Annotated in this window: 20 protein-coding genes; 15 read left to right on the top strand and 5 right to left on the bottom strand. The window is 70.8% G+C overall.

Features of this window, described 5'->3' with window-relative positions:
- Positions 1-99 precede the first annotated feature (99 nt).
- Positions 100-1029, bottom strand: coding sequence for a LysR family transcriptional regulator (locus BC793_RS45390; protein WP_109602855.1), 930 nt, complete (start codon positions 1027-1029; stop codon positions 100-102).
- 112 nt (positions 1030-1141) lie between these two features.
- Here BC793_RS45390 and BC793_RS45385 point away from each other — a divergent pair, with 112 nt between their 5' ends.
- The 5 genes from BC793_RS45385 to BC793_RS45365 are packed head-to-tail and all read left to right on the top strand — an operon-like array spanning position 1142 to position 6195.
- Positions 1142-2260, top strand: coding sequence for an FAD-dependent monooxygenase (locus BC793_RS45385; protein WP_109602854.1), 1119 nt, complete (start codon positions 1142-1144; stop codon positions 2258-2260).
- 11 nt (positions 2261-2271) lie between these two features.
- Positions 2272-3213, top strand: a complete 942-nt coding sequence (locus BC793_RS45380) for a VOC family protein (RefSeq protein WP_109602853.1) — start codon at positions 2272-2274, stop codon at positions 3211-3213.
- Positions 3213-4127 carry a fumarylacetoacetate hydrolase family protein gene (locus BC793_RS45375; protein ID WP_109602852.1) on the top strand — a complete coding sequence of 305 codons (915 nt, stop codon included), beginning with the start codon at positions 3213-3215 and terminating at the stop codon, positions 4125-4127. Before BC793_RS45380 ends, BC793_RS45375 begins: the two co-directional genes overlap by 1 nt.
- Positions 4128-5273 (top strand): alpha/beta hydrolase family protein, encoded by a 1146-nt coding sequence (locus tag BC793_RS45370; protein WP_109602851.1) that lies wholly within the window; start codon positions 4128-4130, stop codon positions 5271-5273.
- A complete protein-coding gene (locus BC793_RS45365) occupies positions 5257-6195 on the top strand; it encodes a cyclase family protein (protein ID WP_109602850.1) in 939 nt (312 codons plus the stop codon). The genes BC793_RS45370 and BC793_RS45365 overlap by 17 nt, the downstream gene beginning before the upstream one ends.
- A 45-nt stretch (positions 6196-6240) precedes the next feature.
- On the opposite strand, the gene BC793_RS45360 is transcribed toward BC793_RS45365, so the two are convergent.
- On the bottom strand, positions 6241-6567 hold the full coding sequence (locus BC793_RS45360; RefSeq protein ID WP_239170705.1) for a DUF3817 domain-containing protein: 327 nt from the start codon (positions 6565-6567) through the stop codon (positions 6241-6243).
- 123 nt (positions 6568-6690) lie between these two features.
- On the opposite strand from BC793_RS45360, the gene BC793_RS45355 reads away from it, so the two are divergent.
- Together BC793_RS45355 and BC793_RS45350 are read left to right on the top strand one after the other, a co-directional pair.
- Positions 6691-7245 carry a hemerythrin domain-containing protein gene (locus BC793_RS45355; RefSeq protein WP_109602848.1) on the top strand — a complete coding sequence of 185 codons (555 nt, stop codon included), beginning with the start codon at positions 6691-6693 and terminating at the stop codon, positions 7243-7245.
- Positions 7246-7267: 22 nt separating this feature from the next.
- Complete coding sequence (locus tag BC793_RS45350; RefSeq protein ID WP_109602847.1) at positions 7268-7543, top strand: hypothetical protein; 276 nt, start codon at positions 7268-7270, stop codon at positions 7541-7543.
- On the opposite strand, the gene BC793_RS45345 is transcribed toward BC793_RS45350, so the two are convergent.
- On the bottom strand, positions 7494-8282 hold the full coding sequence (locus BC793_RS45345) for an SAM-dependent methyltransferase (RefSeq protein WP_239170704.1): 789 nt from the start codon (positions 8280-8282) through the stop codon (positions 7494-7496). The two genes, BC793_RS45350 and BC793_RS45345, sit on opposite strands and share 50 nt — an antisense overlap.
- 79 nt (positions 8283-8361) lie before the next feature.
- On the opposite strand from BC793_RS45345, the gene BC793_RS45340 reads away from it, so the two are divergent.
- Both BC793_RS45340 and BC793_RS45335 read left to right on the top strand, forming a co-directional pair.
- Complete coding sequence (locus BC793_RS45340; RefSeq protein WP_109602846.1) at positions 8362-10668, top strand: PAS domain S-box protein; 2307 nt, start codon at positions 8362-8364, stop codon at positions 10666-10668.
- Positions 10669-10701: 33 nt separating this feature from the next.
- Positions 10702-12870, top strand: a complete 2169-nt coding sequence (locus BC793_RS45335; RefSeq protein WP_109602845.1) for a glycoside hydrolase family 15 protein — start codon at positions 10702-10704, stop codon at positions 12868-12870.
- Between the two features lie 2 nt (positions 12871-12872).
- Here the strand turns inward: BC793_RS45335 and BC793_RS45330 are convergent, their stop codons facing one another.
- Positions 12873-13331: a hypothetical protein gene (locus BC793_RS45330; RefSeq protein ID WP_109602844.1), complete on the bottom strand. Its 459-nt coding sequence runs from the start codon at positions 13329-13331 to the stop codon at positions 12873-12875.
- Positions 13332-13573: 242 nt separating this feature from the next.
- On the opposite strand from BC793_RS45330, the gene BC793_RS45325 reads away from it, so the two are divergent.
- From BC793_RS45325 to BC793_RS45300, 6 genes are all read left to right on the top strand, one after another.
- Positions 13574-14635: a sporulation protein gene (locus tag BC793_RS45325; RefSeq protein WP_109602843.1), complete on the top strand. Its 1062-nt coding sequence runs from the start codon at positions 13574-13576 to the stop codon at positions 14633-14635.
- A gap of 355 nt (positions 14636-14990) precedes the next feature.
- Positions 14991-16016, top strand: a complete 1026-nt coding sequence (locus BC793_RS45320; RefSeq protein ID WP_109602842.1) for an ABC transporter substrate-binding protein — start codon at positions 14991-14993, stop codon at positions 16014-16016.
- Positions 16013-16813 (top strand): ABC transporter ATP-binding protein, encoded by an 801-nt coding sequence (locus BC793_RS45315; protein ID WP_109602841.1) that lies wholly within the window; start codon positions 16013-16015, stop codon positions 16811-16813. The genes BC793_RS45320 and BC793_RS45315 overlap by 4 nt, the downstream gene beginning before the upstream one ends.
- Complete coding sequence (locus tag BC793_RS45310) at positions 16806-17639, top strand: ABC transporter permease (protein WP_109602840.1); 834 nt, start codon at positions 16806-16808, stop codon at positions 17637-17639. The genes BC793_RS45315 and BC793_RS45310 overlap by 8 nt, the downstream gene beginning before the upstream one ends.
- Positions 17640-17662: 23 nt before the next feature.
- A complete protein-coding gene (locus tag BC793_RS45305) occupies positions 17663-18559 on the top strand; it encodes a TauD/TfdA dioxygenase family protein (protein WP_109602839.1) in 897 nt (298 codons plus the stop codon).
- On the top strand, positions 18559-19926 hold the full coding sequence (locus BC793_RS45300; RefSeq protein ID WP_109602838.1) for an LLM class flavin-dependent oxidoreductase: 1368 nt from the start codon (positions 18559-18561) through the stop codon (positions 19924-19926). Before BC793_RS45305 ends, BC793_RS45300 begins: the two co-directional genes overlap by 1 nt.
- A 129-nt stretch (positions 19927-20055) precedes the next feature.
- Here the strand turns inward: BC793_RS45300 and BC793_RS45295 are convergent, their stop codons facing one another.
- On the bottom strand, positions 20056-20661 hold the full coding sequence (locus tag BC793_RS45295; RefSeq protein ID WP_109602837.1) for a hypothetical protein: 606 nt from the start codon (positions 20659-20661) through the stop codon (positions 20056-20058).
- Between the last annotated feature and the right edge of the window lie 490 nt (positions 20662-21151).

Here is a 21151-nt window from a genome sequence, read left to right as displayed (position 1 = left end):
AGTCAGGATTGCCGGTGGTCCAGGTCACACGCGGTGGCCCTGACTATGTGCGGACGCCCGCCATCAGCGGAAGACGGATCCGCTGATGCCGTTCATAAGTCACGCTGATGGGCGCAGCTCGGCCGCGGCCTCCAGGATCACGTCGCGCAGCCACATGTGCGCCGGATCGTTGCGGTAGATCGGGTTCCACCAGAACGCCTCGGCCACCGGGACCACCTCGAACGGGCAGTCCAGCAGCCGGATCCCGGCGACCGGGGCGACCAGCCGCGCCAGGCGCTCCTGCAACAGCGCGACCCGGCGGGTGCCGGCGACCAGGAACGGCATCTGCGCGAACCCGTCGACGACGACCTCGACCCGGGCCTCGATGCCGAGCATCCGCAACTGCCGGGAGGCCGGGGCGAACGCGGTGGGCCGGTCGAAGATGACCACCCACGGCAACTCGGCCAGCAGCTCCATGGTCAGGACGGCACCGACGTCGGGATGGTCGGCGGAGACGACGCACACCCAGCGGTCGCTGTAGAGGTCCAGATAGGGCAGCCCGGTGACGAACCCGTGCGGGATGATCAGCCCGTCGGCGCTGCGCAGGGTGTCGGCGGCGTGGTCCACCGCGTACGGCGTGGTCTGCTGGAGCCGCAACCGGGCGCCCGGGGCCAGGGCCGCGATCCGCCGGGCGATCAGCGGCCCGAGGACCGTCGCCGCGTAGTCGGAGCTGACGATCGTGAACTCCCGGTCCAGTCCGGACGGGTCGAACTCGGCGGTGGCGTCGAAGACCCGGCGCACCCCGGCCAGGGCGGGCCCGGTCAGCGCGGCGACCCGGGTGGCGAGCGGGGTCAGGTCGTACCGGTTGCCGACGCGGACCAGCAGCTGGTCGCCGAAGTGCCGCCGCAGCCGCCCGAGCGCACCGCTGACGGCGGGCTGGCTGACCCCGAGCCGCTCCGCGGTCCGGGTCACGTTCCGCTCCCTGAGCAGGGCATCGAGGGTGAGCAGGAGATTCAGGTCGAGGTTTGCCAGCACCCGGTCGACGGCCATCCCGCCACTATAAGCCGCGCCTATGACTGCGATCACCAACTTGAGCTTCCCTGATGGCGGGGCGGCGCGCGACAGTGGGGCCGGTCACAGAGGAAACAGAAGGGAAACCGCCGTGCCGGCAGTTCGTAATGTTCTGGTCGTCGGTGGCGGCGCCGCGGGCGCCGCTGTGGCGATCCTGCTCGCCGAGGGCGGCGTCTCCGTCGACCTGGTCGACCTGAAACCCGACGTGGCCGCTCTCGGCTCCGGCATCACCCTCCAGGGCAACGCGCTGCGCGTGCTGCGGCAGCTCGGCGTCTGGGCGCAGGTGCGGGCCGAGGGGTACGAGTTCGACACGCTCGGCCTGCGCGCCCCGGACCCGGCCGGCACGCTGATCGCCGAGCTCACCGACATCCGTACCGGCGGCGAGGATCTGCCCGCCACCCTCGGCATGTACCGGCCCGCGCTCGCGAGGATCCTGGTCGAGCGTGCCGTCTCCGCCGGGGCGAAGATGCGGTTCAACACCCGGCCGGTGTCTCTCGACGGCACCACGGTCACCTTCGACGACGGTTCGGCGGCGACCTACGACCTGGTCGTCGGTGCCGACGGGCTGCGCTCATGGACGCGCCGGCAGCTCGGGATCGACGTCGAGCCGCAGCCGGTCGGCATGGGGATCTGGCGCACGTTCACGAAGCGGCCGGCGAGCGTGACCCGGACCGACCTGTTCTACGGCGGGCCCGCCTACATCGCCGGGTACTGCCCGACCGGAGTGGACACGCTCTACGCCTACCTGGTCGAGGACGTGCAGGACCGGTCCGGGCTGTCGCCCGACGAGGCCCTCGCGACCATGCGGGAGCTGGCCGGCGCCTACCACGGGCCGTGGGACGAGATCCGGGAGAACCTGACCGACCCGGCCCGCGTCAACTACACGGCCTTCTCCAGCCACGTCATCGACGGTCCGTGGAACCGCGGCGGCGTGGTGCTGATCGGCGACGCGGCGCACAGCTGCCCGCCCACCCTCGCCCAGGGCGCCGCTCAGGCGCTGGAGGACGCGTCCGTCCTCGCCGAGCTGCTGCTCCGCGAGGACGTCCTCACCGATGCGCTCTGGCAGGAGTTCACCGCCCGCCGCCTCGACCGCGCGAAGACGGTCGTCGAAGCCTCCCTGCAACTGACCCGCTGGCAGCTCGCCCACGAGCGCGGCGACGTCCCCGGCCTGATGGCGCGCGTCGCCCATCTCGTCGCGTCGCCCGCGTGAAAGGACCATCGATGAACGACGAACGCCTCATCACCCACCTGCGCCACGTCGACCTGGCGGTGCCCGACTACGACCGGCAGCTCGACTTCTACACGACCATGTGGGGCCTGGACGCCGAAACCACCGACGAGGGCATCGCGTTCCTGGCCGCGGCCGGCTCGCCCGAGCAGTACTCGGTGCGGCTGCGCAAGGCCGCGGAGAAGCGGCTCGACCTGATCGCCTTCGGCGCGGCGAACCAGACCGACGTCGACGCGCTCGCCGAACGTCTCGGACGTGCCGGGGTCACCCTGGTCGGCGAGCCGGGCCGGCTGCAGACCCCGGGCGGGGGGTACGGCTTCCGCTTCTTCGACCTCGACGGCCGTACCGTCGAGGTGTCCTGCGACGTGGCCGTCCGGCAGCACCGCAAGCTGGAGGAGGGCGAGTCCGTCCCGGTCAAGCTCTCGCACGTGGTGATCAACTCGCCGAATCCGGAGGCGACCGTCGCCTTCTACGACGAGCACCTCAACTTCGCCCTCTCCGACACCCTGATGCACCCGCGGATGGGGTCGATGATGTGGTTCCTCCGGACCAACCGCTGGCACCACAGCCTGGCGATCGCCCGTGGCCCGCACGTCTCGCTGCACCACGCGTCGTTCGAGATGCGCGGCATCGACGAGTACATGCGCGGCACCGGCCGGCTGCTGCGCGGCGGCGTCGAGAAGGTGTGGGGGCCGGGCCGGCACATGGCCGGGAACAACACGTTCAGCTACTTCCTCGACCCGCACGGCAACACCGTCGAGTACACCACCGAGCTGGAGGAACTCGACGAGGACACCTGGCACCCGCACCTGTACGACTTCTCCGACCCCACCGTCAGTGACCAGTGGGGGACCGCGAACCCGATGAACGAGTTCGTCGCCAGGCAGTCCTTCAACGACGTCGACCGCGGCATCTTCGTCGCGCCGCCGGTCTGATGCGGATCGCACGGTTCCGGCACGAGGGCCGGATCAGGTCGGGCGTCGTCGAGGACGGGGTGGTGCGCCCGTTCGAGGCCGACATCCGGACGGTCATCGAGGTGGGCGACATCCCGGAGCCGCAGGCACCCGTACCTCTGGAGCAGGTTCGGCTGCTCGCGCCGCTGCAACCGGCGTCGCTGCGCGACTTCGTCGCCTTCGAGGAACACGTCGAAGGTGTCCGGCGCAGCATCGACGGCTCCGGCGGCGTGCCGGAGGCGTGGTACGACGCCCCGACGTTCTATTTCACCAACCCGCACCGGATCTACGGGCCGGGCGACGAGGTCCCGTTCCCGGCCCGGTCGGTGAACCGCGACTACGAGCTGGAGGTCGCAGCGGTCGCCGGGCCCGGCGGTTCGATCTTCGGCTACACGATCCTGAACGACTGGTCGGCCCGGGACCTGCAAAAACGAGAGATGCAGGTGAACCTGGGGCCGGCCAAGGGCAAGGACTTCGCGAGCAGTCTCGGCCCGTGGATCGTCACCGCCGACGAGCTGGACCCGTTCAAGCGGGACGGCTTCCTGGAGCTGTGGTGCACGGCCGAGGTGAACGGCACCGAGATCGGCCGTGACCTGCTCGGCAACATGGGCTGGACCTTCGAGACCATGATCGCCTACGCGGCCCGGGACAGCCGGATCGTGGCCGGCGACGTGTTCGGCTCCGGGACCGTCGGCAACGGCGGCTGCCTGGCCGAACTCTGGGGTCGCCACGGCCGGCAGGATCCACCCCCGCTGCGGGCCGGCGACGTGGTGACCCTGACCGTCGAGGGCATCGGCAGCCTGACCAACACCGTCGTCACCGGTCCCGACACCGAGGATCTCCCGCCGGTACGCCGCCGTGACCCGGCGCGGGCGCGAGCAGAGAGGCAGCACTGAATGTTCGAGTACTTCCCGGGCAACTACGTCTGGAATCTGGGCGTCGTCGCCACCCTGAACAGCGGCGGCCTGATCGACGAGGTGGACCGGGCCTGCCGCCCGATCAGGGAACTGGCCACCCAGGGGGCCGACGTCGGCACCAGGGAATTCATGGCATCGTGGGCCGCCGTCGCCGAGGACCTGGCATCCCAGGCAGCCGCCGACGAGGCCGCCGGGCACACCCGCACCGCCGGGCAGAAGTATCAGCGGGCCACCAACTATCTGGCCCAGGCCGAGCGGATGCAGAGCGCCAAGTCGCCCGACCGGAAGGCGGTCTACCAGCGGCTTCTCGACCTGCAGCAGAAGGCGTTCGATCTGCTCGACCCGGCCACGACGCGGGTGGCGATCCCGTTCGAGGGGGCGCTGCTGCCGGCGTATTTCAAGAGGGCACCGGTCGAAGGGCCGGCACCGGTGATCATCCTGTGGAACGGGCTCGACTCGACCAAGGAGCACATGTACGCCTCCGGGTTCGCGCACGAACTGGCGGCCCGCGGCATCCACACGCTGATGGTCGACTGCCCCGGCAGTGGGGAGGCGCTGCGCTTCCACGACCTCAGATCCCGGATCGAGACTGAGGACTGGGCCGCCGCCTGCATCGACTACCTGCTCACCCGCGACGACGTCATCGCCGGGAAGATCGGGCTGACGGGCTGGTCGCTGGGTGGCTACTACGCACCCCGGGCGGCCGCGTTCGAGAAGCGGCTCGCCCTCTGTGTCGCCTGGGGCGCCAACCACGACTGGGGTGCCGTGCAGAAGCGGCGCCTGGAGCGCGAGGGGGAGAACCCGGTCCCGCACTACTGGGACCACGTGCTCTGGGTGTGGGGCGAGGACGACCTGGACACGTTCATCAAAAAGGCCGAGGCGGTCAACCTCGACGGCGTGGTCGAGCGGATCACCGTGCCGTTCCTGATCTGCCACGGCGAGAACGACCGGCAGATCCCCGTGCGGTACGCGCACCGCTCCTACGAGCAGGCGGTCAACTCGCCCCGGCGGGAACTGCGGATCTTCACCGCCCAGGAGGGTGGGGCCGAGCACATCGGGCTCGACCACTTCGCGCACGTCCAGACCTACATCGCCGACTGGGTGTCCGATGTTCTCCAGAAGTGACCCGGAGGGCGCCGTCGCGGCGGCGGCGAAACGCTGCTCCAACTGGGGGCGGTGGGGTGCTGACGACGTACGCGGCACGATGAACTTCCTGACCCCGGAGAAGCGCAGGCAGGGCGCGGCGCTGGTGCGCCGGGGGGTGTCGTTCTCGCTGTCGCAGTCGTTCGACGCGAACGGCCCGCAGAAGGGCTGGCGGCGCCGCACCAACCCGGTGCACACCATGCTCGACACCGGCACCGACGCGGCCGCCGGTGTGCAGGGTTTCCCGCACGGCATCGGCGGCGCCGACGACGTGATCGCCATGCCGTTGCAGTGCTCGACCCAGTGGGACGGGCTCGGCCACATCTTCGACCACGGTTACGCCTGGAACGGCCGCCGTGCCGCCGATGTGGTGACCAGCCTCGGTGACGGGTTCACCGGCATCGAGACGGTCGCCGACGTGATCGCCGGGCGCGGTGTGCTGCTGGACTTCGGGGACCTGCCGGACGGCTTCGCCATCACGTCCGACCATCTCGACTCGGTGGCGGCGGACGCGGGCGTCGAGATCGGCCGGGGCGACATCGTCCTGATCCGTACCGGCCAGCTCGCCCGCGCCCGCCGCGACGGCTGGGGTGACTACGCCGGCGGGCCCGCTCCCGGTCTGTCCTTCAGCACCGCGGACTGGCTGCACCGGACGGAGATCGCCGCGATCGCCACCGACACCTGGGGATTCGAGGTGCGGCCCAATGAGTTCGACGACGCGTTCCAGCCGTTGCACCAGGTGGCGATCCCGCACATCGGCCTGTTCCTCGGGGAGATGTGGGACCTGGACGCCCTGGCCGCGGACTGCGCCTCCGATGGCGTCTACGAGTTCTGGCTGACCGCGGCGCCGCTGCCGATCACCGGTGCGGTCGGCTCCCCGGTCAATCCGATAGCAGTGAAGTGACGTGTGGGGGCGCGTCGGCAGACACGCCCCCACCGCCGGCGGAACTCAGGCGGTGGCGGCCACCGGTTCCGCCGCCGGGCGACGCTTGGCCACCCAGCGCTCGAAGATCAGGGTGGTGAGCGGTGGGATCGAGGCGGCCAGGCCGAACAGCACCCGCCACAGCGACCAGCGCTCGGCCCGCGCCACCCAGAGGGTCGCGACCAGATAGGCGATGAACAGGGCGCCGTGCAGGCGGCCGAACAGCCACACCCCGGCCTCGGTGGTCTCCGTGACGTATTTCAGGAACATGCCGACGAGCAGGCCGGTCCAGGAGAACGCCTCGGCGATCGCGGTGATCCTGAAGATCCGGAACGGTTGCACCTTTATCTCCACCTCGGCAGTCTCCCCTCACATGCTTCCACCGCAGCGTACGACCGGGAAGATGTGCGTTTGCTGAAGGATGATCCGTCCGTTTTCGGGTAATACGCCCTTTGTCCAAATATCAAGGGGGAAGCCGTGCCGGACATTGTGGAGATCATCAAAGAGCAGCACCGTCAGGTAGAGGACCTGCTGGCCCGCGCCGAGAAGGGCGACGGCGACAGCGCGGCTCTCATGCAGGAGGTGGCGCGGCTTCTGCTGCCGCACTCCGAGGCCGAGGAGGCGTTCGTCTACCCCGCCATCCGCGATCTGGCCGCCGAGGCCGGTGACGAGGTCAAGGACGGCGTCGTCGAACACCACCAGGTCGAGGAGATGCTCCAGAACCTGCTGCGCGGCGACGCCGAGGACCCGGGATACGACGGGACCGTCGCCGCTATCACCGGCGAGCTGCGCCACCACGTCCAGGAGGAGGAGCAGGACCTCCTGCCGATCCTCGCCGAACGCCTCGACGACGCCGAGCGCGACGAGATGGGCCGCCGCTTCCTCGAGGCGACGACCGGCGCGGACCTGCCCTCCGGCGGCGACCACGAGACCACCCGCCGGGAGCTCTACCAGAAGGCGCGCGAGCAGGAGATCCACGGACGTTCCCGGATGAACAAGCAGGAACTGGCCGACGCGGTCGGCGAATCCTGATCGGTACGCCGATACTGGTCACGTGGGTGAGCCATCAACGGAGCGGATGCGCCCGTGCCGGCGCTGCGGGCACCCCACCCGGGTGGACCGCATGGTGCAGGGGTATGGGCGCAACTGCGCGGCCCTGCTCGGCCTGATCGGCGGCACCGTCGACACCGGGCACTCCGGGCCGGACCTGTTCGACCTGATCGACGTCGAGCCGGAGGACAGTTGCGACGGTTACGACCGGCCGGCCGATGCCGGGATCGCTATCTCTCGGCGACGCCGGCCAGGGTCAGGTATCGCTCCGCGTCGCTGACCGGTCCGTCGTCGGGGCGCCACCGGGGCCCGGGGACCAGGCCCGGCTCGACCAGGCGCCACCCCTCGAAGAAACGGGCCGTCCGGGCGGCGTCGCGCACCACCAGCGGGGTGCCGGTGCGGTTGTAGAGTTCGGCGATCCGCGCGGTCGGTTCCGGCTCGCCGTTCGTGGTGACGTGCGAGATCGCCAGCAGGCTGCCGGGGGCCACCGCCTCGCGGTAGGCGTGCAGTGCCGCGTCCAGTTCCGGCCCGTCCGGCATGAAGTGCAGGACCGCGATCATCAGGATCGCGACCGGCCGGCCGAGATCGATCAGGTCACGGACCTCCGGCGCGGCCAGGATCGCCGCCGGTTGCCGCAGGTCGCCCCGGACGATCGCGGTCTGCGTGTCGTCGCCGAGCAGGTGCCGGGCGTAGAGCACCGCGGTCGGGTCCAGATCGACGTAGACGACCCGGGCGTCCGGCGCCACCTCGCGGGCCACCTGGTGCACGTTGTTCTCGGTGGGGATGCCGGAGCCGAGGTCGAGGAACTGGTGGACCCCGCGGGCGGCCGCATACCGCACGATCCGCCGCAGCAGGTCCCGGTTGGCGCGGGCGATCAGCGGGACCTCGGGCAGGATCTCGGCGGCACGGTCGGCGACGGCGCGGTCGGCGGCGAAATTGTGGGTGCCGCCCAGGTAGGCGTCGTAGATGCGGGCGGCACTGGGGCGATTCGGGTCGATAGGTGACAGCGCGCTACTCACTTCGACAGCTTTTCTCCGAAACTGACAACCGGATACCGAAATATCAGGATAGACGTACTTTAGGGGGCGGGAGGCGTCGGTGGAGTCAACCGGTATCCCGGGGCTTCTGCTCGACACCGCCCCGGACGCGATCATCGTGAGCCGTTCGGACGGCACGATCACGATGGCCAACCGCCGCGCCCACGACATGTTCGGCTGGACCGACGACGACCTGGCCGGGACCTCCGTCGACGATCTGGTTCCGGAGGACACCCGCGACCGGCATCCTCAGCACCGGGCGGGATACCTCTCCGGCCCCCATCCGCCGCTGCGCCGCCTGCCGCTGCGCGGCGTCCGTCGCGACGGCACCGTCTTCGCCGTCGAGGTCTCCCTGTCCGCGGTGGCCGCGCCGGACGGCGAGACGTACGTGACCGCGGTGCTCCGCGACGACACGGCCCAGCGGGAGGCGGCCCGCACCCGGTCGCTGCTCGCCTCGATCGTGCAGTCGTCGCACGACGCGATCGTCACCACCGACCTGGACGGCCGGGTGCTGTCCTGGAACCCGGGCGCCGAGGCGCTCTACGGCCATCCGGGCTCCGACATGATCGGCCGGTCGATCGACCTGATCATCCCGGAGGACCGGCGCGGCGACGAGGCCCAGGTACGCCTGATGGTGCGCCTGGGCGGCCGGGTGGACCGGTACCGCAGCGTCCGGCGTACCGCCAAGGACGAGGACATCGCGGTGTCGACGCTGGTGTCCCCGCTGATCGACGAGCGCGGCACGATCGTCGGCACGACCAGCATCACCCGCGACGTCAGCGACCGGGAGCGGGCCGAGGCACGGGTGCAGGCGATCCTGGACGCCGCGCCGGACGCGGTTCTCGGTGTCGCCGAGTCCGGGGAGGTGGTGCTGGTCAACGCCGAGGCCGAGCGCCTGTTCGGCCACCCCCGCCACGACCTGCTGCACATGCCGGTGGCGCTGCTGCTGCCGGACGGGCTGCCGGCGGTGTCGGCGGTGCTGCGGACCGGCGGCGACAGCACCCCGCTGGACTCCGAACGCTCGGTGGAGGAGTCCGACCAGCGCTGGGCGACCCGCCGGGCGGCCCGGCGCGGCGGTGCCGAGATCCCGGTCGACATCGCGTGCAGCTCCCTGCACACCGACAGCGGCGTGGTGATCGTCGCGGTGGTGCGGGACATCTCCGAGCGGCTGGCCGCCGAGGAGGAGCGCCGCCGGCTGCGCGAGGAGACCGACCGGCAGCGGCTGGAGGCCCGCATGCAGCAGGCGCAGCGGCTGGAGAGCCTGGGCCAGCTGGCCGGCGGGATCGCCCACGACTTCAACAACCTGCTCGCGGTGATCCTCAACTACGCGTCGTTCATCGTCGAGGACGCGGCCGGCACACCACCGGCCGTCGACGCCGAGCAGATCGCCCGCGCCGCCCGCCGGGGCAGCGACCTCACCCATCAGTTGCTCGCCTTCGCCCGCCGCGAGGTGATCCGCCCCCGCCCGCTCAACCTGAACACCGTGGTCACCGAGGTGCACCAGATGCTGGACCGGTCGCTGGGGGAGCACATCGCCCTGACCGTACGGACCACCGCCGGCCTGCCGTCGGTGATGGCCGATCCGGGCCAGCTGGAGCAGGTGCTGGTCAACCTGGCCGTGAACGCCCGCGACGCGATGCCCGCCGGCGGCCGCCTGACCATCGACACCGCCCTGGTCGACGTCGACTTCGAGCACGCCGCCGCCCGGGCGGGGCTGCCGACCGGCCGGTATGTCCGGCTGCGGGTGTCCGACACCGGCACCGGCATGCCCAAGGAGGTGATCGACAAGGCGTTCGAGCCGTTCTTCACCACCAAGCCCAGCGGCCAGGGCACCGGCCTGGGCCTGGCCACCGTCTACGGCATCATCACCCAGGCCGGCGGGACCGTGCAGATCTACTCCGAAGCCGGGGTCGGCACCACCTTCACGATCCTGCTGCCGGCCACCGACGCCGAGGCGCATCAGGGTGGCCCCGAGCAGTCGGTGGCCGGTCTGGCCGGGCACGGCGCGACCGTGCTGGTGGTCGAGGACGAGAGCGCGCTGCGCGAGGTGACCTGCCGGATCCTGCGGCGCGGCGGTTACACCGTGCTGGCCGCCGACGGTGGCGACGAGGCGCTGCGCCTGGCCGCGACGCACAGCGTCGACGTCCTGCTCACCGATGTGATCATGCCAAACATGCTGGGCCGGGACCTGGCCGAGGCGGTCCGGTCCCGGTGGCCGGGCACCCGGGTCCTGTTCATGTCCGGGTACGCCCAGCCGGTCCTCACCACCCACGGCACCCTCTCCGCCGACGTGCATCTGCTGGAGAAGCCGTTCACCGGTGCCGAACTGATGCGCGCCCTGCACGACGAACTCCGCACCAGACCCTGACATCGATCGGCGTTAATCGGGTAAGGGCGTGTCATGGCGTACCGGAGAATCGGGTCCGTACTGCTCGCGGCCGTCCTCACGTTCACCCCGGCCGGTGTTCCCGCCGCCGGTGCGGTGACCGGGCCGGCGCCCGGCGGCCCCGGCGTCGACCAGCCGTACCTCCCGGCCGACAAGACCGGGTTCCTGACCTCGGCGGACACCCGCAGCACGGTGTGGGCCACGGTGCAGCGGGCCGGCGGGCTGGGGGAGGTCTTCTATCCCGACCTCGGCACGCCGAGCGTGCGCGCACTGCAGTTCGTGGTCACCGGCCCCGGTGGGTACGCCGTCCGCGCCGAGCAGGCCGACGTGACCACCGAACTCACCGGCACGCGGAGCCTGAGCTACCGGCAGACGCTCGCCGAACGGTCCGGCCGGTGGCGGCTGACCGTGTCGTGGACGACCGATCCGCGGTCGGCAGTGGTACTCGCCGCCCTGCGGTTCACCACGCGCGGCGACCGGCCGTTGCGGCTGCACGTGGTGCACGATCCGGCGCTGGCCGGCACGCGGGGGGACGACTCCGGGCGTACCGAGGGAAGGGCGTTGATCGCGGCGGACGGTGACGTGGCCGCCGCCCTCGCCGCCGCACCCGCCTTCACCGCCACCTCCAGCGGCTACGCCGGCGTCAACGACGGCTGGACCGACCTGCTCGCCGACGGCCGGATGGACCACCGGTACGCCGCCGCCGCGCCCGGCAGCCTCGTGCAGACCGCCGAGACCGCGCTCACCGGCCGCCCCGGCCACCGCGACGCCACCCTGGCCCTCGGGTTCGCGGCGTCCGGCGAGGCGGCCCGCGGCGTCACCCGCGACGCGCTGCACCACGGTTTCCCCCGGATCAGCCGGGAGTACGCCCACGGCTGGTCCCGCTACCTGGACGGCCTGGACCGTCCGCCGCCCGGCACCGACCATCGGCTCTGGCGGGTGTCCGCGATGGTGCTGGCCGCCGCCGAGGACAAGACGCACCGCGGCGCCTACGTGGCCGCGCCCGCCGCGCCGTGGGCGTTCGGCCGCGACGACCCGTCCGGCCCCTACCACCTGGTGTGGGCGCGTGATCTCTACCAGATCGCCACCGGCCTGCTCGCCGCGGGCGACCGGGCCGGCGCGAACCGGGCCCTGGACCACCTGTTCGCCGTGCAGCAGCGCCCGGACGGGTCGTTCCCGCAGAACGCCCGCCTCGACGGCACACCGGTCTGGGACGGCCTCCAGCTGGACGAGGTCGCCCTGCCGATCGTGCTCGCCCACCAGTTGGGCCGCACCGATCCGCGGACCCGGGCGGGGGTACGGCGGGCCGCGGACTTCCTGATCGGCTTCGAGCGGGACGGCAACCGGGCGCCGTGGACGCCGCAGGACCGCTGGGAGAACCAGTCCGGCTACTCCCCGGCCACGATCGCCGCCGCCATCGCCGGACTGGTCTGCGCCGCGGACATGGCCCGTACCGGCGGTGACGTCGCGGCGCAGCGGCGCTACCTGGCCGCCGCCGACGCGTGGCAGAGCCGGGTCAGGGGCTGGACGGTGACCACCACCGGGCCGTACTCGGCGAGGCCGTACTTCCTGCGGCTCACCAAGGACGGGCAGCCGGACCGGGGCACCACCTACGACATCGGGGACAGCGGCCCGGCCGGCGTCGACCAGCGCCGGGTCGTCGACCCCGGCTTCCTCGAGCTGGTGCGCCTCGGGGTGCTGCCGGCCGGCGACCCGGCCGTCCGGAACAGTCTCACCGTCGTCGACCGGCAGCTCGGCGTGCCCACCCGGCGTGGCCTGTTCTGGTACCGCGCGTCCTTCGACGGCTACGGGGAGAAGGCCGACGGCAGCCAGTGGGACTACCCGCTGCCGGCCGGTTCCGGGATCACCCGGGGCCGGGCCTGGCCCCTGCTCAACGGTGAGCGGGGCGAGTATCTGATCGCGGCCGGAGAGCCCGCCGCGGCCCGGGAGCAGCTCGCCGTCATGGCCCGCGCGGCCGGCCCCGGCCTGCTGCTGCCCGAGCAGGTGTGGGACCGGCGGCCGCCGTACGCCGAACCCGGCACCCCCACCACCTCGGCGACCCCGTTGACCTGGACCCACGCCCAGTACCTGCGGCTGGCCCGGAACATCGCCGAGGGCCGGGTCACCGAGCGGCCGGCCGTGGTCGCCGAGCGCTACCTGCCCCGCGCGCAGAGGTCCCAGTAGTGTCAGCCGTTCAGCAGGAGCCCGATGCAGGCGCAGATCGCCAGGGTGGCCGCGAGCAGCAGCAGGGCCGAGGCGGCCACCGCGCCCGGGTAGCGCTGCGGCGGGACGCCGAGGGCGCCGGGCAGGAACGACAGCATCGGCGCCCGGTACTCCAGCTCCACGGTCCGGCCGGGCACCGCCACGACCGTCGTGTCCGCCGCGCCGATCCGGGACGGGGCGAGGCACGGCACGTGGACGTGCACGTGATGCTCGCCGAGCGTCACCGACTGGACGACCCGCCCCCAGTACGCCGGCACGCTCTGCCCGTCGATCTCCAGCACCGGCACGTAGAGCCGGAGCAGGAAGGCGAGCGGCGTGTGCCGCAGGGTGACCGCGATCGCCGAGTCGTCGTCACGGCGTGACGAGTCGACCGGTGGGAACCCCGGTGAGGACGGCCGGTAGGGCGGCGCGATGGTGGCCATGGCCCGCGCAGAATATGCCGGGGAGCGCCTCCCGGAAAACCCCGTGCCGATCCTGATTGGATTCCGGCGCCCGTGACGCCGTTCCGGCGGAATAGCATGACAGCCTCGGCGAGCTGCTCCATGACCTTGCACGATCGTCGTACCGTCTGTTACGGGATCGCGCGGGACCAGCGCTTTCCCAGCGTTCGTTCAGCAGGTGTTGCTAGGTTTCGCCAGGCACGTATTCGAAGCGGGAGAACATCGTGGTCTTCAAGAAGTTGCTCGGTGCCCTGGGAGTCGGTGGGCCGAGCGTCGACACTGTGCTGTCGAACCCGAGCACCTATCCGGGCGCTCCGCTGACCGGCAACGTCAACCTCGTCGGCGGCACGCAGGACGCGGACATCGAGCACATCACCCTCGGTCTGGTCACCCGGATGGAGGTGGAGGGCGGCGGCGGCGACTACTCGGCCGTCAGCGACTTCCTGCGGGTTCCGGTGACCGGTCCGATGCGCCTGGCCCAGGGCCAGCAGCTGTCGATCCCGTTCCGCATCGACATGCCGTGGGAGACGCCGATCACCACGGTCTACGGCCAGACGCTGCGCGGCATGGTGATGGGTGTGCGCACCGAGCTGGCGATCGCCCGGGCGATCGACAAGGGCGACCTGGACGCGGTGCACGTGCACCCGCTGCCGATCCAGCAGCGCATCCTGGACGCGTTCACCCAGCTGGGCTTCCGGTTCAAGTCCGCCGACCTGGAGTACGGGCAGATCTACGGCGTCCACCAGACGCTCCCGTTCTACCAGGAGATCGAGTACTTCCCGCCGCAGCAGTATGCGCACGCCATCAACGAGGTCGAGCTGACCTTCGTGACCAGCCCGCACCAGGTCGAGGTGGTGCTGGAATTCGACAAGCGCGGCGGCCTGTTCACCCAGGGCCACGACACCTACGGGCGGTACACCGTCTCGCACGCCGACGCCGACACCACCGACTGGCGCCAGGTCGTCGACGGCTGGGTCCGCCAGTCGGTCGACCGCCGCAAGTCGATGCCGGGCTTCGGCGCTCCGCAGCCGGGTTACGGTCACCCCCAGCCCGGGTACGGGCAGCCGCAGCCGGGTTACGGGCACCCGCAGCAGCCGGGCTTCGGTCACGGCCACCACGGCCACTACCGTCAGCCGGGTCACCACGGTCACTACCGTCAGCGCGGCCACCACGGCCCGGGCATGGGCGGCATGGCGATGGGTGTCGCCGGCGGTCTGGCGGCGGGTTACGTGGCCGGTGAGGCGATCGACGAGGTCGGCGACGCCTTCGAGGACTTCGGCGAGTAAACGTCCTGATCAGGGGCGGGGGCTACGGCTCCCGCCCCTTTTTTCACGCCGGATTCCCTACTCACTCTATGGGAAATGTATGTGCCATGGGTCACAAAGTGGCTGACGTGGGCATGCCGTCGCTCTACGTTGCTGACATGAACCGAAGCAAGCGCCTGATCCGGCGCCGCTTCGTCGACTACCTCCGGGTGTGTACCTGCGCCTGTTGAGTGGGACGGCGAAGTCCCGCCCCTCCAGGCCCCCGTCCGACCACGCCGATCCGTGCCCGGCGCGCCGCAACCTGCCCGCGAAACCGACGGCCGCCCGCGGCCCGCCGGTCGATGACACGCGCACCCCCTTCCCGAGGAGCCTCCCGATGACAACCCGTAGATCCGCTCTCGCCGCCGCACTGGCGGGTGTCCTCGCCGTCGCCGGCCTCGCCGCCTGCGGTGCATCCGGCGAGCCCGCCGCCGCCGGCGAGCAGGTCAAGAAGCTGCGCTACCAGGGCAACGTGGGCGCGGTGACCCTGCCCGAACTGGCCGCCGACCTCGGATACCTCGGCGACCTCGAGCTGGACTGGATCGGCAACACCATCAGCGGCCCGCAGGACATCCAGGCCGCCACCACCGGCGACACCGACTTCGGCGGTGCCTTCAACGGCGCGATCGTCAAACTCGCCTCCTCCGGCGCGCCGATCACCGCGGTCATCGGCTACTACGGCGTCGACGACGTCACCTTCAACGGCTTCTACGTCCTCGACGACAGCCCGATCAAGAGCGCCCGCGACCTGATCGGCAAGAAGATCGGCGTCAACACGCTCGGCGCCCACTCCGAGGCGATCACCAAGACGTACCTGACCGAGGCGGGCCTCACCGACGACGAGATCAAGCAGGTCGAGCTGATCGTGGTGCCACCGGTCAACACCGAGCAGTCGCTGCGCGCCGGGCAGATCGACGTGGCCGCCCTCGGTGGCACGCTGCGCGACAAGGCCCTCGAACGTGGTGGCATCCACGCCCTCTACACCGACTACGACCTGCTCGGGAAGTTCACCGCGGGCAGCTACATCTTCCGCGACGACTTCCTCAGGAAGAACCCGGACACTGTGAAGACGTTCGTCTCCGGCGTCGGCAAGGCCGTCGAGTGGTCCCGCACCACCCCGCGCGACCAGGTCATCGCCAAGCTCAAGGAGATCATCGCCGAGCGGGGTCGCGAGGAGGACGACAGCCAGACCCAGTTCTGGAAGAGCTACGGGGTCAACGGCACCGGCGGCGTCATCGAGGAACGCGAGTTCGCCACCTGGATCGAGTGGCTGGACCGGGCCGGCGAGCTGAAGAAGGACATCAGGGCCACCGACATCTACAGCAACGACTACAACGCGTACGCCACCGGTGGTGCCGCATGACCGCCAAGATCGTCTTCGAGAACGTCGGCAAGACCTTCCGGGCCCGCGGCAAGACGGTCACCGCCCTTCAGGACATCAACCTGGAGGTACGCGACGGCGAGTTCCTGGTCATCGTCGGCCCCAGCGGCTGCGGCAAGTCCACCCTGCTCGACCTGCTCGGCGGCCTCAGCGAACTCTCCAGCGGCCGGATCCTGGTCGACGGCCGCCCGGTCACCGGCCCCGGCCTGGACCGCGGCATCGTCTTCCAGCAGTACGCGCTGCTGCCGTGGCGCACCGCCCAGGGCAACATCGAGTTCGGTCTCGAAGCCAAAGGAGTCGGCCGCCGGGAACGCGCCGCGAAGGCCCGCGAATACCTCGACCTGGTCGGCCTCGCCGGCTTCCACGACCGCTACCCGCACGAGCTGTCCGGCGGCATGAAGCAGCGCGTCGCGATCGCCCGCAGTCTCGCGTTCGACCCGGACGTCCTGCTGATGGACGAGCCGTTCGCGGCCCTGGACGCGCAGACCCGCGACGGCCTCCATGACGAGCTGCTGCGCATCTGGGAGAAGACCGGCAAGACCATCGTCTTCATCACCCACGGCATCGAGGAGGCCGTCTACCTCGGTCAACGGGTCGCCGTCCTGACGTCGCGCCCCGGACGGATCAAGGAGGTCGTGGACGTGCCGATCGACGCCCGGCCGGCCACCGAGGACCTGCGCTCCGACCCGGAGTTCACCCGGTACCGCCACGAGATCTGGACGCTGCTGCGCGACGAGGTCGACCGCGCCCGCAACGAGGAGTTGAAGGTTCATGTCTAGCGTCATCGAAGCGCGGCCCGCCGTCCGCGCCGTCCCGGTCGTCTCCCTGAACCGGGCGGCCCGATCCGCCGGGCGGGTGGCCGGGGCCGTCCTCACCCGTACCGTCGCGATCGGTCTTCTCGCCGCGGTGTGGGAGATCTTCCCGCGCCTCGGCCTGGTCGACGCCACCTTCCTGCCGCCGCTGTCCGAGGTGCTGACCGCCTGGTGGGACCTGCTCGTGTCCGGTCAACTGTGGAGCCACACCGAGGCCAGCCTGGTCCGCTCGGCCGCCGGCTTCGGCCTGGCCATCGTCATCGCGGTGCCGCTCGGCCTGCTGATCGGCTGGTACAGCCCGGTCGCGAACCTGCTGAACCCGCTGCTCGAAGTGTTCCGCAACACCGCCGCCCTGGCCATCCTGCCGGTGTTCGTGCTGATCCTGGGCCTCGGCGAGACCTCCAAGATCTCGATCATCCTGTACGGCTGCACCTGGCCGATCCTGCTGAACACGGTCAGCGGCGTCCGTACCGTCGATCCGCTCCTGATCAAATCGGCCCGGTCGCTGGGCCTGGGCCCGGTCCGGCTCTTCCAGAAGGTGGTCCTCCCGGCAGCCGTGCCGACCATCTTCACCGGCATCCGGCTGGCCGGCGCCGCCTCGATCCTGATCCTGATCGCCGCCGAGATGGTCGGCGCCAAGGCCGGTCTGGGCTACCTCATCAACTACGCCCAGTACAACTTCGCGGTCCCCGACATGTACGCCGGGATCATCACGATCTCCGCCATCGGCCTGCTGGTCAACCAGCTCCTCATCGCCACCGAGCGCCGGTTCTCCACCTGGCGCACCAACTGAACCCGTTCCCGAGAGGACCGGGCATGAGCATCGACATCACCCGCATCGGTGGCCGCATCGGAGCCGAGATCTCCGGCGTGGACCTGAAACTGCCGATCGAACCCGGCGACGCCAAGGAGATCCACGAGGCCCTCGTCGACCACAAGGTGCTGGTCTTCCGCGGCCAGCACCTCGACGACGAGCAGCACCAGCGGTTCGCGTCGATCTTCGGGCCACTGACCCTGGCCCACCCGACCGTCCCGTCCGTCGACGGCCAGGCCAACGTCCTGGAGGTGGCCGGCGGCGAGGGGGCCCGCGCCAACGCCTGGCACACCGACGTCACCTTCGTGGTCGCCCCGCCCAAGGCCACCACGCTGCGCAGCCTCGTCATCCCGCCGTACGGCGGCGACACCCTGTTCTCCAACACCGCCGCCGCCTACGCCGACCTGCCCGAGCACCTGCGGCTGCTCGCCGACCGGCTGTGGGCCGAGCACTCCAACGAGTACGACTACGCCGAGCACCCGCAGTTCCGCTCCGCCGAGGTCGACGAGTACCAGAAGGTCTTCGTCTCCACCCGCTACCGCACCGCCCACCCGGTCGTCCGGGTCAACCCCGACTCCGGTGTGCCGAACCTGTTCATCGGCAACTTCGTCACCGGGATCATCGGCCTGTCCCGGACCGAGGGCCGCGACCTCCTGCGCCTGCTCCAGCACTACGTGACCCGCCCGGAGAACACCCTGCGCCACAAGTGGCAGGTCGGCGACATCGTCGTCTGGGACAACCGCAGCACCCAGCACTACGCCGCCGACGACTACGGCGACCTGGCCCGCAAGCTGCACCGCGTCACCGTGGCCGGCGACGTTCCGGTCGGCGTCAACGGTGAGAAGTCGCGGATCCTCGAAGGCGACGAGGCCACCCACTACACCCCGCAGGTGCAGTGATGACCCGTCCCGGCCGGTTGCACCTCAACGCCTTCCTGATGAGCGTCGGGCATCACGAGGCCTCCTGGCGGCTGCCGGAGAGCGACCCGTACGCCGACCTCGACGTCGAGCACTTCAAGAACCTCGCCCGGATCGCAGAGCGCGGCCGCCTCGACTCGCTCTTCCTGGCCGACGGCCCGGTCCTGTGGGACCAGGTCGGCCGCCGCCCGTCCGGCGTCCTCGAACCGACCGTGCTGCTCACCGCCCTCGCCGGGGCGACCCGGCACATCGGCCTGATCGCCACCGCGTCGACCACCTACAACGAGCCCTACAACCTGGCCCGGCGATTCGCGTCCCTGGACATCGTCTCCGGCGGCCGGGCCGGCTGGAACATCGTCACCACCGCCGGCCTCGACGCCGCCCGCAACTTCAACCTCGACGCGCTGCCCGCCCACAGGGAGCGCTACGAACGGGCCGCCGAGTTCGTCGACGTGTCCCTCAAACTCTGGGACTCCTGGGACGACGACGTCATCGTCGCCGACAAGGAGACCGGCGTCTGGGGCGACGACACCAGGATCTACCCGCCCGCGCACCGGGGGCACTACTACTCGGTCGCCGGTGCGCTCAACGTCCCGCGCTCCGCCCAGGGACACCCGGTGCTGGTCCAGGCCGGATCGTCGGAGAACGGACGCAACTTCGCCGCCCGGTACGCCGAAGCCGTGTTCACCGCACACCAGACGCTCGCCGACGCGCAGGAGTTCTACGACGACCTCAAGCGCCGCACCCTCGAAGCCGGCCGCGACCCGGACCACATCAAGATCCTGCCCGGGATCGTGCCGATCATCGGCCGCACCGTCGCCGAGGCACGGGAACGGGAGGCCGAACTGGAACGGCTGATCCGCCCCGAGTACGCGCTCGCCCAACTCGCCGGGCTGATCGGCGTCGACCCCTCCGAACTGTCGCTCGACGAGCCGCTGCCGGCGAACCTGCCGGACGAGGAGCAGATCGAGGGTGCCAAGAGCCGCCGCACCCTGGTGGTCAACCTCGGCCGCCGGGAGAACCTCACGGTCCGCGAACTCATCGGCCGCCTCGGCGGCGGACGCGGCCACCTCACCTTCACCGGCACGGCGGTCCAGGTCGCCGACGAGATCGAACACTGGTACACCCACGGCGCCGCCGACGGCTTCAACATCATGGCGCCGGTCCTGCCGTCCGGACTCGAGGCCTTCGTCGACCAGGTCGTGCCGATCCTCCAGGAACGCGGCCGGTTCCGCACCGAGTACACCGGCCGCACGCTGCGCGAACACTACGGCCTGCCCCGGCCGGCGAACCGCAACACCGCCGCCGGCACACCCGTCCACTCTGAGGAGGGCGCGCTGACCCGATAAGCGCGCCGGCCCCCGGCCCCGGCGGCGGACGGTCCCCTCGGTCCGTCCGCCGCCGGAGAGCCCTCGGCTGGGAGCCCCTCCGCGGCTGGACTCGCGAGCCTCTGGCGGCGAGCCCCGAGCCGGGAGAGGTCAGAGCTCGGCGGGGGTGGACTGGCGGCGCGCCTCGGTGACGTCGGCCATCAGCTCGTCCCAGCGTGGGTCGGGACGGAAGCGGGCGGTCCGGACGGTCGCCGCCGCGCGTGCCGACGTGTACTCCCACCAGGCGGCCACCCGCACCGGCCAGAGGCCCACCCGCATCGCACCGGCGATGAAGCAACGGTGCGCCAGCACGGTCGCCGCGAGCATCTCCGGGTCCAGCTCCACGGCCGGATCGTCGATGGCCTTGCCGAGCGCGCGGACGTCCCGATGCATCTCCGAATAGGCGATCATGCCGGGCATCGCCGGGACCAGCAGCTCGTCCTCCGGGTCGACCAGGTCGTCGGCGTAGACGGGCGCGAAGACCACGTCGTCGACGGTGAAGATGAGGGGGAGGGACTCGCGTTTGCGCTTGATGTCGACCTGCACCGCGGGTGCTCCGGTCGGCACCGACACCTCGTAGGCGTCCAGAACGTCCCGGAACAGGATCCGTGCCGTGTCGTCGATCGCCGGCACCCGCACCGTGACGATGCCCGGGACAGCCGAGACCTCGGTACCGGGTATCTCGGCTATCAGGTCGGCCAGCTCGTCAGTGCGCATGCGTTGGTTATATGCCTTCCGCGCACCTCGCACCGCCCCACAACCCACAGTGTCGTCGCGTGCTGACGAATTGCCCGGCTTTGTCGGCCGGAATGGCGCTGACCTGAGGCTCTTAGCCCGACCGGATGATGTGACGCCCGTCGCCGCCCCCCGATTTGGCGTCGCGTGGGTGAACGAGTAATGTTTACCGAGCCGCCAGGGAGACGGGCGAGCGAGCGGGACCCGAAGTTGGGGCCCGGCCGGCCGTCCTGACGGAAACCCTTACAAGATCACACGATCTAGCGTCGTGTGCGCTTGGGGGTGCCTGTGCAGTTTCTGTTCTGGCAAATCCGGTTGCGAAACGCGGATTTGACACGGCGGAAACGGCGGGTAAAGTAGAGCGAGTGCCCCGGGGGAACGGGCCGCGGATGCGGAACGTTTTGATGGTGTGCGGTTGTTCTTTGAGAACTCAACAGGGTGCTTGATAAGCCAGTGCCAATTATGGCAATAC

The organism is Actinoplanes xinjiangensis (genome assembly GCF_003148685.1).
GTDB classification, from domain to species: domain Bacteria; phylum Actinomycetota; class Actinomycetes; order Mycobacteriales; family Micromonosporaceae; genus Actinoplanes; species Actinoplanes xinjiangensis.
This window is presented reverse-complemented; position numbering and strand designations above follow the sequence as displayed.

Excerpts from the sequence above, each read along its gene's own strand:
- BC793_RS45390 (WP_109602855.1), bottom strand. The coding sequence starts at position 1,029 with ATGGCCGTCGACCGGGTGCTGGCAAACCTCGACCTGAATCTCCTGCTC.
- BC793_RS45380 (WP_109602853.1), top strand. The coding sequence starts at position 2,272 with ATGAACGACGAACGCCTCATCACCCACCTGCGCCACGTCGACCTGGCG.
- BC793_RS45375 (WP_109602852.1), top strand. The coding sequence starts at position 3,213 with ATGCGGATCGCACGGTTCCGGCACGAGGGCCGGATCAGGTCGGGCGTC.
- BC793_RS45370 (WP_109602851.1), top strand. The coding sequence starts at position 4,128 with ATGTTCGAGTACTTCCCGGGCAACTACGTCTGGAATCTGGGCGTCGTC.
- BC793_RS45365 (WP_109602850.1), top strand. The coding sequence starts at position 5,257 with ATGTTCTCCAGAAGTGACCCGGAGGGCGCCGTCGCGGCGGCGGCGAAA.
- BC793_RS45335 (WP_109602845.1), top strand. The coding sequence starts at position 10,702 with ATGGCGTACCGGAGAATCGGGTCCGTACTGCTCGCGGCCGTCCTCACG.
- BC793_RS45330 (WP_109602844.1), bottom strand. The coding sequence starts at position 13,331 with ATGGCCACCATCGCGCCGCCCTACCGGCCGTCCTCACCGGGGTTCCCA.
- BC793_RS45320 (WP_109602842.1), top strand. The coding sequence starts at position 14,991 with ATGACAACCCGTAGATCCGCTCTCGCCGCCGCACTGGCGGGTGTCCTC.
- BC793_RS45315 (WP_109602841.1), top strand. The coding sequence starts at position 16,013 with ATGACCGCCAAGATCGTCTTCGAGAACGTCGGCAAGACCTTCCGGGCC.
- BC793_RS45310 (WP_109602840.1), top strand. The coding sequence starts at position 16,806 with ATGTCTAGCGTCATCGAAGCGCGGCCCGCCGTCCGCGCCGTCCCGGTC.
- BC793_RS45305 (WP_109602839.1), top strand. The coding sequence starts at position 17,663 with ATGAGCATCGACATCACCCGCATCGGTGGCCGCATCGGAGCCGAGATC.
- BC793_RS45300 (WP_109602838.1), top strand. The coding sequence starts at position 18,559 with ATGACCCGTCCCGGCCGGTTGCACCTCAACGCCTTCCTGATGAGCGTC.
- BC793_RS45295 (WP_109602837.1), bottom strand. The coding sequence starts at position 20,661 with ATGCGCACTGACGAGCTGGCCGACCTGATAGCCGAGATACCCGGTACC.